The sequence below is a fragment of the Streptomyces sp. NRRL B-24572 genome, from assembly GCF_002156145.1.
Taxonomy (GTDB): Bacteria; Actinomycetota; Actinomycetes; order Streptomycetales; family Streptomycetaceae; genus Streptomyces; species Streptomyces vietnamensis.
In genome coordinates, this window is sequence record NZ_MWIG01000064.1 from 1 (window position 1) to 11,614 (window position 11,614).

General features: G+C 72.8%; 10 protein-coding genes and 1 riboswitch. Of the genes, 6 read left to right on the forward strand and 4 right to left on the reverse strand.

Features of this window, described 5'->3' with window-relative positions:
* Positions 1-99: 99 nt before the first annotated feature.
* Positions 100-1,404: a phosphoribosyltransferase family protein gene (locus CCN56_RS04225; protein ID WP_086823751.1), complete on the forward strand. Its 1,305-nt coding sequence runs from the start codon at positions 100-102 to the stop codon at positions 1,402-1,404.
* On the opposite strand, the gene CCN56_RS04230 is transcribed toward CCN56_RS04225, so the two are convergent.
* Positions 1,388-2,278 carry a LysM peptidoglycan-binding domain-containing protein gene (locus CCN56_RS04230; protein WP_086823753.1) on the reverse strand — a complete coding sequence of 297 codons (891 nt, stop codon included), beginning with the start codon at positions 2,276-2,278 and terminating at the stop codon, positions 1,388-1,390. The two genes, CCN56_RS04225 and CCN56_RS04230, sit on opposite strands and share 17 nt — an antisense overlap.
* 4 nt (positions 2,279-2,282) lie before the next feature.
* Positions 2,283-2,467: riboswitch (cyclic di-AMP (ydaO/yuaA leader) on the reverse strand.
* A gap of 355 nt (positions 2,468-2,822) precedes the next feature.
* On the opposite strand from CCN56_RS04230, the gene CCN56_RS04235 reads away from it, so the two are divergent.
* A complete protein-coding gene (locus CCN56_RS04235) occupies positions 2,823-3,425 on the forward strand; it encodes a hypothetical protein (RefSeq protein ID WP_086823755.1) in 603 nt (200 codons plus the stop codon).
* A 60-nt stretch (positions 3,426-3,485) separates the two neighbouring features.
* Here CCN56_RS04235 and CCN56_RS04240 read toward each other — a convergent pair whose 3' ends face one another.
* Complete coding sequence (locus CCN56_RS04240; RefSeq protein WP_086823757.1) at positions 3,486-5,510, reverse strand: phosphocholine-specific phospholipase C; 2,025 nt, start codon at positions 5,508-5,510, stop codon at positions 3,486-3,488.
* 166 nt (positions 5,511-5,676) lie between these two features.
* On the reverse strand, positions 5,677-6,483 hold the full coding sequence (locus CCN56_RS04245) for a DeoR/GlpR family DNA-binding transcription regulator (protein WP_086823759.1): 807 nt from the start codon (positions 6,481-6,483) through the stop codon (positions 5,677-5,679).
* 177 nt (positions 6,484-6,660) lie between these two features.
* Between CCN56_RS04245 and CCN56_RS04250 the strand changes: the two genes are divergently transcribed.
* From CCN56_RS04250 to CCN56_RS04260, 3 genes are all read left to right on the forward strand, one after another.
* Positions 6,661-7,584: an SIS domain-containing protein gene (locus CCN56_RS04250; protein WP_086823761.1), complete on the forward strand. Its 924-nt coding sequence runs from the start codon at positions 6,661-6,663 to the stop codon at positions 7,582-7,584.
* A 39-nt stretch (positions 7,585-7,623) separates the two neighbouring features.
* Positions 7,624-8,457 (forward strand): class II fructose-bisphosphate aldolase, encoded by an 834-nt coding sequence (locus CCN56_RS04255; RefSeq protein WP_086823763.1) that lies wholly within the window; start codon positions 7,624-7,626, stop codon positions 8,455-8,457.
* A 210-nt stretch (positions 8,458-8,667) separates the two neighbouring features.
* The gene (locus tag CCN56_RS04260) at positions 8,668-9,462 is read left to right on the forward strand and encodes an alpha/beta fold hydrolase (protein ID WP_086823765.1); all 795 of its coding nucleotides are present in this window, start codon (positions 8,668-8,670) and stop codon (positions 9,460-9,462) included.
* Positions 9,463-9,503: 41 nt separating this feature from the next.
* Here CCN56_RS04260 and CCN56_RS04265 read toward each other — a convergent pair whose 3' ends face one another.
* Positions 9,504-10,910, reverse strand: coding sequence for a M48 family metallopeptidase (locus CCN56_RS04265; RefSeq protein ID WP_086823767.1), 1,407 nt, complete (start codon positions 10,908-10,910; stop codon positions 9,504-9,506).
* Between the two features lie 284 nt (positions 10,911-11,194).
* Between CCN56_RS04265 and CCN56_RS04270 the strand changes: the two genes are divergently transcribed.
* The coding region (locus CCN56_RS04270) for a pyridoxal-phosphate dependent enzyme (protein ID WP_143664424.1) at positions 11,195-11,614 on the forward strand (420 nt) is incomplete at its 3' end.

Below are 11,614 nucleotides of genomic sequence, written 5' to 3' on the forward strand. Positions count from 1 at the left end.
GTCCCGTACCCCGCCCGTCTACCCTGGAGAGACGGGCGGGGTACGGGACACACCGTTCCTCCCCGCGCCCGAGCCGCGCGGACGGAAGGGCGGCGGACCATGTTCTTCAGCGATCGCAGTGACGCGGGGCGGCAGCTCGCCGCCCGGCTCGACCACCTCAAGGGCCATGACGTCGTGATCCTCGGGCTTCCACGGGGTGGCGTGCCGGTCGCCGCGGAGGTCGCCGACGCCCTCGATGCACCGCTCGACATCTGCCTCGTGCGGAAGCTGGGGGTGCCCCACCAGCCGGAGCTCGCGATGGGGGCGCTCGGGGAGGGCGGCGTGCGGGTGCTCAACGAGCGGGTGATCGCCGAGACCCGCGTGAGCGAGCGTGACCTCGCCGCGGTGGAGGAGCGCGAGCACGCCGAGCTGGAGCAGCGGGCCGTCCGCTACCGGGGCAGCCGCCCTTCGGTGCCCCTCGACGGGCGGACGGTCGTCGTGGTCGACGACGGGCTGGCCACGGGGGCCACGGCACTGGCGGCCTGCCGGGTGGTGCGGGCCCGGGGCGCCGCCCGGATCATCCTCGCGGTCCCGGTGGCACCACGGGGCTGGACGGCCCGCCTCGGCGGCGAGGCCGACGAGACCGTCAGCGTGCACGCGCCGGAGCTGTTCTTCGCGATCGGGCAGTTCTACCGGGACTTCTCGCAGACCCCGGACGCCGAGGTCATCGCCTGCCTGGACCGGAACAGGGCCGGGCGCGCCCCTGTCGTGCAGGACACGGATGTACGGATCCCGGTCACCGACGTCACCCTCGGTGGGCGACTCGCGGTGCCCGAGGGCGCGGGAGGCATCGTCCTCTTCGCCCACGGCAGCGGCAGCAGCCGGCACAGCCCCCGGAACCGGGCGGTCGCCGCGGTGCTCAACCGGGCGGGCCTCGGGACGCTGCTCTTCGACCTGCTGACCGAGGCGGAGGCGACGGACCGGGCCCATGTCTTCGACACCCCGCTGCTCGCCGGGCGGCTCGCCGGGGCCACGGAGTGGCTGGCAGGGCGGTCCGAGAGCGCAGGGCTCCCGCTCGGGTACTTCGGCGCGAGCACGGGCGCGGCCGCCGCGCTGTGGGCGGCGGGCGACCCCGAATCCCCGGTGAGCGCCGTCGTCTCGCGCGGTGGCCGGCCGGACCTCGCGGCCGAGCGCCTGGCCCAGGTGCGCGCCCCGACGCTCCTGGTGGTGGGCGGCGCGGACGCGCTGGTCCTGGACCTCAACCGGCGGGCCCTGGCCCTGCTGCGCTGCGAGAACCGGCTTTCCGTCGTGGGCGGCGCCGGTCACCTCTTCGAGGAGCCGGGCGCCCTGGAGGAGGTGGCGGACCTCGCCACCTCCTGGTTCGCCGAGCACTTCCGGCGTCAGGGCGTCAGTACGCCGAGTTGACGTTGTCGATGGAGCCGTAGCGGTCGGCCGCGTAGTTGCAGGCGGCGGTGATGTTGGCGACCGGGTCGAACAGGTCCATGGACGTGCCGGGCACGTGGTAGGCGAGGAAGGTCGGCTCGATGACCTGGAGCAGGCCCTTCGAGGGGGTGCCGGCGGCGGCGTTGGAGTCCCAGAGGTTGATGGCCTGGGGGTTTCCGGAGGACTCGCGCATGACGTTGCGGAGGATCCCGTCGTAGGAGCCGGGGATGCCGTGCTGGCCCATGATGGCCAGCGACTCCCGGATCCAGCCGTCGAGGTTGTCGGCGTAGTTCGTGGCGGCGACCGGGGCCGCCTTGACGGAGGCGGGGACGGCGGCGACGGCCGGAGCGGCCGCGGCGGCGGAGGCGCCCGTGCCGGTGGCGACGGCGGGGGTGGCCGACCGGCGCTCGGAGCGGCTCGCCCGCTCGGCCGTGGCGGACTTCTCCGTCTTCGCCTGCGTGGGGACGGCCTTCGCGGAATCCCGACGAATCGTCAGTTCGAGACCGGGGTGAATGAGTGACGGGTCGTCACCCACGACGCTCTTGTTGGCGCGGTAAAGGCTCTTCCAGCCTCCCTGAATTCCCTTCTTGTGGGCGATCAGGGAAAGCGAGTCACCGCTGACGACGGTGTACGTGCGGGCGGCGGCCGGGGCGGCGGGTGCCTTGGCCGCGACCGGCGCGGCGGGAGCGGCGAGGGACTGAGCCGCGATCTCCGGGGCGCCGGACACGGGCGCGGCGCCGGCGACGGTCGGGGCGATCAGCGGCAGGGTCAGTGCGGCGCCACCCGTGCCGACCAGGGCGAGGCCGCGGGAGACGTGGCCGCGGCGGGGGCGGCGGTGCTTACCCTGAGCAGGCATGACGGTTTCCTCTCCGGCGCCTGCGGGGTGAGCTGTCGGGTTCGGACGGGAGATGTCCGGCCGCGCGCACGCGGCTGCACCCCGAGCCGTTCCGGATTCCGGGCCGGCGTATTCGTGGGTCCCCCGCTCCTGCCGTCGGGTGAAAAGGGAGGTTTACCGAGCGGCGGCAGGATTGGGCGTTCCGCTCGAATGGAGGTGACCGTAGGCCAGTAATGCGATGGATAACAAGGTGGGTGGACCCCGGATATGGGGGAATGGATCACGGAATTCGGGTAATTCAAGATCGATGTCATCCGGGAAGTGTTGAAATCCCTTGCCCGGTACGGGGCGGGGGGAGGGGGCGCCGAGTGGCGGGATGAGGCGAGTGAGTCGCATCACCCGGAGTGGAATGTCCAAATATGGGAGGTAATTCCGAGGTGGGTAAATGGGGCGGAAATACCTGTGATGAGGTGTTCGAGCGAGGCGACGCTCCCGGTTGGGGTCAAAAGTCGCAAAACCGACATTCATCCTGAAAGATGGAGGGAGTCGACCCAGGAGTCACTCCATGCCTCCCTCCCCCTCCCTGCTCAGCCCCGACACCCTCGACCGCGAGGCGGCCGCCCTCTTCGAGAGCGCCACCTGGCAGCGGATCGTCACGGACTGGACCGCACCCGAGGAGTCGCCGCCGGCGGAGGAGGGCTGGCGGGAACTGCTCAGCGTGCCGGTCGACCGGCTCGTGGCCGACGCCCTCGCCGCCCTGCCGCCGGAGCTCCCCGCCGAGCGCCGGCTCCCCGGCCGGCTCGGAGCCGTACTGCCGGACCGGCTGCACGCCTGGCGCCGCATCGGGCAGGCCGAACTGCGTCCCTCGGTCCACCTCGGCTACGCGCGCCTGGTGCTGACGGAGTGGGGCTGGCAGAACGCCCCGTACAAGCTGCGTGACGCACGCGGGGCCCGCTGCGTCTGCGGTGCCCTCCTCGCCGCCCACCGGCTCGGCTACGGCGGTGCGGACACCATGAACGAGGCGGCCGCCTGGATCATGACCGAGCTCCGGTCGCGCGGGTGGCAGGGGCTGATCGGGCCGTGGAACCGGGCGCCCGGTCGTACGGCCGCCGACGCGGTGGCCCTCCTCGACGCCACGGTCCGCCGCGCCGCGCACGCCGGCCGCTGACACCGTGCCCGCGTGCCGGGCGGCGGCCTTCCGGTCGCCGCCCGGCACGCGGGGAGGTGATCAGCCGCTGACGCTCGGGGCTCCGGTCTCGATGTGGCCGGTGTACCGGCGCGACCAGGTCCCGTCGATGTCGGCCAGGATCGTGAAGTCGTACCAGCCGTCGTTGTAGGCCACCGCGTTGAAGAAGTCCTCGCGGCTGGAGTTCGCCGGCACCGTGTACGTCCACGGGCCGTCCGAGCGGTAGGCGTTCGAGCGGATCGTGAAGGTGACCGGACCGGCCGAGGTGTTGGTCATCTTGAACCAGACGGCCGTCTTGCCCGTCCCCGCGTCGGGCGCGAACCGGGCCGCCACCTCGACGGCCTTGCCCGCCTTGGAGGCGTCCCCGATGAACCGGCGCAGGAAGCGGTTGGGCCCCATCATCGAGATGTCGTACTTCCCGGACCCCGAGCCGAGGCCGATGTTGAAGTAGTCCGTGGCCGTGGTGCCGGGGTCGACGGTGTACTGCCAGGCGGCCGTGTCCCGGTACTGGTGCGGGTGGATCGAGAAGTGCGCCGACCGCTTGGCCTCCGCGCCCTGGTTGGTCATCGAGAACCAGGCCAGGATCTTGCCCGCGGCGCCGAACTCGAAGCGGTCGAGGTTGCCGTTCACCTGGTAGGGCAGGGCGCGCGCCGGGCGGGTGCCGGGCTCCTGCGCGGGCAGCGCGTTGTTCTGGGGGGCCGGGTTCGGCAGCGGGCCGCAGGTGGCCTGCCCGATGACCTTCGCCGTGGAGGGGAGGCCGGAGGGAACCCCGTACACCGGGTTGGCGAAGTCGAAGACCCCGGTCAGATCGCCCGTCACCTTCCGCCGCCAGGCGCTGATGTTGGGACAGGTCGCCGGGGTGCCGAGGGCCGCCGTCCAGGTCTCCATGAAGCGCAGCACCGAGGTGTGGTCGAAGACCTCGGAGCTCACCCAGCCGCCCCGGGTCCACGGGGACATGACAATCATCGGGACGCGGAAGCCCAGGCCGATCGGCACGCCGTCGAGGTACTCGCCCGCGGTGCCCGGAGGGGCGACCGGCGGCGGCACGTGGTCGAAGAAGCCGTCGTTCTCGTCGTAGTTGAGGAACAGCACCGTGGAGTCGAACACCTCGGCGTTCGCGGCCAGCGCGCGGTAGACGAGGTCGACGAAGTGGGCGCCGTCCCCCGGAGGGGCGTACGGGTGCTCGGAGAAGGCCTCGCTCGCGACCACCCACGACACCTGCGGCAGGGTGCCCGCGACGACGTCGGCGCGGATCGCCGCCGCGATGTCGTCCGGCGTCGAGCCGGTCACCTTCGGGACCGAACCCATGCCCCGGTCGTACAGGGGGTCCCCGGGCTTCGCGTCGGTGAACTTCTTGAAGTACGCGAGACCGTTGTCGCCGTAGTTGTCCTGGGCGTTCTGGTAGACCTTCCAGCTCACCCCGGCGCGCTGGAGCGCCTCGGCGTACGACTCCCAGGTGAGGCCCGACTCGTCGCCCCCGTCCTTGCTGGTGCCGTCGATCTTCCCGCTCCACAGAAACGTGCGGTTGGGGCCCGTGGCGCTCAGCGTCGAGCAGAAGTACGCGTCGCAGATCGTGTAGTTGTCGGCGAGCGCGTAGTGGAAGGGGATGTCCCCGCGGTCGAGGTGGCCGAGCGTCCGGATGTTGCCCACGCCCGTGACCCAGTTGTCGAGGCGTCCCTTGTTCCAGGCGGCGTGCTGCGAGGTCCAGCTGTGCGGCAGGTCGCCGTTGCACTGCGCGAGGGTCTCGCCGTCGACGCCGCCGGCGGGCGGGGTGTCGCTGAGCTTCCAGGGGTACTGGCGGCCGCCCCAGTTGGGCTGGTTGAACATGCCCCAGCCGCCGGGCAGATTGCCCGCGGCGCGGTCGCCGAAGCCCCGCACGCCCTTCAGGGTCCCGAAGTAGTGGTCGAAGCTGCGGTTCTCCTGCATGAGGATCACCACGTGCTTCACGTCCGTGATGGTGCCGGTCGCGGTGCTCGTGGCGGCGGACGCCTGGACCGGAGGCAGCGCGGCCCCCGCCATGAGCCCCGCGCCGATCCCGACGAATCCCCTGCGGCTGATGGGAAGCATGCCCCGCCTCTCCTGTCACGGCGTGCCCCGGCGGCACGTCGGAGACATGATGAGGGAGAGGGGCTTAAAGGTATACAGCCGTGCGGTAATTACTGGATGAACGCGCAGAGTCCATGGAGCAAGAGGCTCTCAATTGGTCCATCTTCAGACCAATGCGTCACACGGCTCAGACGGCGAGGACCTTCACTCCGGCCTCGCCGAGCTGCGCGACCGTCTCCGGGGCGATGCCGGTGTCCGTCACGAGCAGGTCGATCCGGTCCAGACCGCAGATCCGTGCGAACGCCCTGCGCCCCATCTTCGAGGAGTCGGTCACCACGACGACCCGGCTCGCCCGTTCTGCGAAGAGCCGGCTGATGCTCGCCTCGTCCTCCTGGTGCGCCATCACGCCGAGCTCCGGGTCGACCCCGTCGACCCCGAGCACCACCACGTCGAGCACGACCTCCTTGAGCACCCCGACCGTCAGCGGGCCCACCAACTCGTACGTCTGGGGCCGGGCGACGCCGCCCGTGGTGACGATCTTGATCTGCGGGCGCACCGCCAGCTCGCCCGCGATGTTGAGGGCGTTGGTGACCACCGTCAGTGCGGGCCCGGCCGGCGCCGCGGCCCCCGGAGCCTCGGCGCGGCCGCTCGCGAACCGCAGCGCGAGCGCCCGCGCGACCTCCGTCGTCGTCGTGCCCCCGTTGAGCCCGACGACCTCGCCGGGCGCGACCAGATCCGCCACCGCCTCCGCGATCCGCCGCTTCTCCGGCGCGTGCCGCGTCGACTTGTAGCGCAGCGGAAGCTCGTACGAGACGCCGTGCACGACCGCCCCGCCCCGCGTCCGCACGAGGAGCTGCTGCTCGGCGAGCTCGTCGAGGTCCCGGCGGATCGTGGCGGCGGAGACGTCGAGCGCGGTCGCCGCCTCCTCCACCTCCAGCTTCCCCGAGGCCGCGAGGAGCTCCAGAAGTGTGTTCCACCGCTCGTGCTTGGACATGGATCCCTCCCTACCGCCGGGGCCGTGCCCGCATGACCACCCCGCTCGTGCGCTCGTCCGATTCTAGCCACCGACGGGCGCGGGATCTGGAAAGAGGATGCATGTTTCTGCTTGAATGGGCGTGTCTTCAAGCATCTTCAGTCATCAATCGCGCACTCTTCTTGCAAGGAGATCGGCATGACCACCACCCGCACCGCCGCGGAGATCGCCTCCCAGCCGGCGACCTGGCGCCAGGCGGCCCGCACCCTGTCCCAGCACGCCGCGGCCCTGCCCCGACGCGGCGAGCGGGTCGCGGTGATCGGCTGCGGCACCTCCTGGTTCATGGCCCTCGCCTACGCGGAGCTGCGCGAGTCCGGCGGCCACGGCGAGACCGACGCCTTCGCGGCCTCCGAGTTCCCCTACGGCCGCCGCTACGACCGGGTCGTGGCCATCACCCGCTCCGGCACCACCAGCGAGGTCCTCGCCGTCCTGTCCCGGCTGCGCGGCACGGTTCCCACCGGCGCGATCACCGCGGACCCCGCGACTCCGGTGATGGACCTCGCCGACGAGGTCGCCGTCCTCGACTTCGCCGACGAGGAGTCCGTCGTCCAGACCCGCTTCGCGACCACCGTGCTCGCCCTGTTCCGCGCCCACCTGGAGTCCGAGGACGCCCTCCCGGAGGGACTCGGCACGGTCGAGGACGCCGCGCGCGACGCCGAGCAGGCCCTCACGTCCCCGCTCGACGAGAGCGTGCGCACGGCCGAGCAGTTCACCTTCCTCGGCTCCGGCTGGACCTACGGACTCGCCCTGGAGGCGGGCCTGAAGATGCGCGAGGCGGCCGGCGCCTGGACCGAGGCGTACCCGGCCATGGAGTACCGCCACGGCCCCATCAGCATCACCGGCCCCGGCCGCGTGACCTGGGGCTTCGGCGCCCTGCCCGCCGGACTCGCGGACGAGGTGCGCAAGGTCGGCGGCACCCTCGCCGAGAGCGACCTCGACCCGCTCGCCGACCTCGTGCGCGCCCAGCGGCTCGCCGTCGCGGTCGCCGAGGCCCAGGGGCTCAACCCGGACACCCCGCGGAACCTGACCCGCTCCGTCGTCCTCACCGACGTCCATGCCTGACCGCCGCCCCGCACCCGCCCATCTCCCGGGAGAAGCACCATGCCGCTGACGCCCACCGACGAGATCGTCCGCCGCGCCCGCGCCGCGGGCGCCGGGGTGGGGGCGTTCAACGTCCTCCAACTCGAACACGCCCAGGCCATCGTGGCCGGCGCCGAGAACGCCGACCGTCCGGTCATCCTCCAGATCAGCGAGAACACCGTCCGCTACCACGGGGCGCTCGAACCGGTCGCGCTCGCCTCCCTGGCCGTCGCCCGCGCGGCCAAGACCCCCGTCGCCGTCCACCTCGACCACGCCGAGAACCCCGACCTCGTCCGCGAGGCCGTCGCCCTCGGCCTGGGCTCTGTCATGTTCGACGCCTCCAAGCTCCCGTACGCGGAGAACGTCGCCGCGACCCGCGAGGTCGTGGAGTACTGCCACAGCCACGGCGTCTGGGTCGAGGCCGAACTCGGCGAGGTCGGCGGCAAGGGCGGCGCCCACACCCCGGGCGTGCGCACGGACCCCGAGGAGGCCCGCGCCTTCGTCGCCGCCACCGGCGTCGACGCCCTCGCGGTCGCGGTCGGCAGCGCCCACCAGATGGTGAGCCGGGACGCCGTCCTCGACCTCGACCTGATCGCCCGGCTGCGCGCGGCGGTCGACACCCCGCTCGTCCTGCACGGCTCCTCGGGCGTCGCGGACCCGCACCTCACCGAGGCGGTCGCGGCGGGCATGACCAAGGTGAACGTCTCCACCCACCTGAACAAGGCCTTCACCGAGGCCGTCCGCGCCCACCTCGCCGAGCACCCCACGACGGTCGACCCCCGCAAGTACCTGAGCCCGGCCCGCGCGGCCGTGGCCCGCGAGGTCGCCCACCTCCTGGCGGTCCTGGCACCGTGACCCCGTACGGGGTCTCCTGAAGCACGGTCAGGAGGCCCCGTACGCCCGCCCCGACGGCCATCGCCCCGGCGAGGGCGGCCGGCGGGGCGGGACCCCCCTCGGAACCGGCCGTGGTCACCCCGTGGACGTCTCCGTCGGGGCGTTGTCAGTACCGGCTCGTAGAGTGGCCCCGGACGGTAGGACGGCGGCGCGACACGGGGAGAGAGCGGCATGCGGGAGTTGTTCCTGGCGGAGGAGCGGGCGTACATCCGGTGGATCGACCTGCCGGGCGAGGGGCCCGTGCGGGTGTTCGTCCACGGGCTCGGGTGCACGGCGGCCTCCGACTTCGCCCACATCGCGGCCCATCCCGCGCTCGGCGGCGGCCGGGCGCTCCTGGTGGACCTGCTCGGCCACGGACTGAGCGACCGGCCCGCGGACTTCGACTACCGCATGGAGTCCCAGGCGGCCGCGGTGGCCGCCGTCCTCGACCACCTCGGTGTCGCGGGGGTGGACCTCGTCGGGCACTCGATGGGCGGCGCCGTGACGATCCACCTGACGGCGGACCGGCCGGACCTGGTCGCCCGGCTCGTGGTGGCGGAGCCGAACCTGTACGCGGGCGGAGGGGCGTTCAGCTCGCCGGTGGCCGCCCAGGACGAGGACGCGTTCGTGGCGGAGGGGTTCGCCCGGATGCTCGCCGACACCGACCGCCCGGACTACGCCGCCCGGCTGCGGCTCGCCGACCCGCGGGCCGTCCACCGCAGCGCGGTCGCCCTGGTGGAGGGCAGCGTCCCCGCGCCGGGTGACCTGCTGGCGGCTCTCGCGGTGCCCCGGACGTTCCTGGTGGGGGAGTTGAGCCTGCCGGACGCCGACGCGGAGAAGGCGGCCGGGCTCGGCATCCCGGTGACCGAGGTGCCCGGCGCGGGACACAACCTGATGCTGGACAACCCGGACGGCTTCGCCACGGCCCTCGCCCGCGCGCTCGCGGACGACCCGACGGCTCCGGTTCCCGGCCACCGGAGAGCCTGATCCGGCCGCCCGTCCCCGCCGAAGGCCCGTCCTCGCGGAGGTCAGGAATCCGACGGAACAGGGCGCAGCACGGACTGCCGTGTCAGCCGGGCCAGTTGCGCGATCTCGCCGTGCGGCATGTCCGAGGCCTTGAACGTCACCGACCCCATGCTGCCTTTGTCCGCCCAGAAGCAGATGGCCTTGGGCGTCCCCGTGATGTCCTCGACGTACCGGGAGCACTGCATCCAGCCTCCGTAGGGGCCCGCGTCCGCCGACCAGGTGTCATGCAGCCGGGTCACACCCGCCGTGCTCGACAGGATGATGTCGGTGTCGTGGACCATGGCGGCGGTGAAGTCGTGGAAGTCGCCCGCCGCACCGACGACGGCGAGGTTGGAACCATCGCCCGTGCCACCCGTGTAGAAGTACGTGAACGACGCCTCGACCCGACGGCTGGGGTCGCGGGGCATCTCGACGCCGAGGGCCTCGAACGGATCCGTCCGCGTCATCCCCCGGAAGGTGTTCGGGGCGACCGCCTCGTACCGCGGATACGCGGTGTACTCGGCGTGCGTGAGGACGCTCGTCGTCGCGACGGCGCCGAGGGCGATGACGGCACCGGCGCCGATGAGGGCCGACTCGCGTCGCGCGTACCGCGGTACGGCGGGCAAGGCCGGCTCGGCGGGGGCGGGCCCCATGACCGCCTCGCCCGACGCCCGCTCCCCGCCACGGGCGCGTGCGCCGCGCAGGATCAGTCGGAGCAGCAGGAGCGGCAGATCCAGGAGGACGCCGACGGCGCACGCGACCCAGAGGGGAAAGGGGCCCAGCACATGCCGCGCGAGCAGGAGCACGGCCACGGTCAGCTGGGCGACGAACAGATACTCCGGCGTACGGCGGATCAGGAACCGCAGGGGCGCCCGGCCGGGGCGGGCGAGCGTGGTGAGCGTCGCGTCGAGGACCGCGAGCCGCTGGTCGTACGGCGCGAGGGCCGCCTGCCGCCGGGCCTCCTTCTCCGCCGCCCGCGGTGAAGCGGCGGTGGTGAGCGCGTGGACGGCGTCGTGACGCTGCACCCGGGCGGCCGAAGGCCCCTTGGACGCGGCCGCGGCGAGGACGGAGGTCGACGCGGTGGCCCGCCGCAGCTGCGGGGAGTCGGGCGCCAGCTCCCGGAGCCGCTCCAGGAGGACGGGACCGCGCCCGTGGCGGCCGGGCCGGTCCAGGGCGTCGGAGCGCAGACACAGTTCGGCGTAGCCGGCGAGGAGGTCCAGGTGGTCGGGGAAGGCGTCGAGGGCACGACGGAAGACCCGCTCGGCCTCGTCGTCGTGGTCGTCCTCGTCCTCGGCCATGTGCGCGCGGGCGAGCGCGAGGAAGAGCACGGGCTCGGGACCGTCCGCCTCCAGGGCCGCTTCCACGACGCTCCGCGCCTCCGCGTGCCGGCCCGCCGAGATCAGCGCGGTCGCGTGAGCGCACACGGCCACGGCGTCTTCTTCGCTGTGCAAGAGTCCCCACCCCTGTGGATCAGGCCGATCGTTCCCGGCCAAGAGGCGTCACTATCACCTGCAGAAGAATGCCTGGTCAACCGTGTTACCGGGGGTCGGTGGGCGTGACGGCAGGGGGATTCCCGCCACGGAGACGGCTCCTGCCACGCATCGGCGGCCTCCCGGCGTCCGGGCCTCCCGGCGTCCGGGCTTCCCGTGCTCACCGGACGTTGAGAAGATCGTCGACACAACCCGCCCGGTCCCGGCCGCTACAGGAGCAACTGGTGCAGCACACCCTCGCGTACGCCGACGTCAAGACCGCCGCCGACCGGATCGGCGGCCACATCCGCCCCGTCACGGTCACCCGAACCGACCCCGGCAGCGAGCCGTACGAGCTCCACCTCGCCCTTGAGCTCATGCAGCACACCGGCTCCTTCAAGGCCCGCGGCGCACAGAACTTCCTCCTCACCCACAGGGAGGAGGGCACCCTCCCGGACGCAGGCGTCACCATCGCCTCCGGCGGCAACGCGGGCCTCGCCTGCGCCTGGGCGGCCCGCAGGCAGGGCGTCAGGGCCACCGTCTTCCTCCCCGCCACCGCACCCCGGGTGAAGGTCGACAAGCTGCGCGGCTACGACGCCGACGTACGGCTCGTCGGGACCGAGTACGCCGAGGCGCTCGCCGCCTGCGAGGCGTTCGCCGCCGAC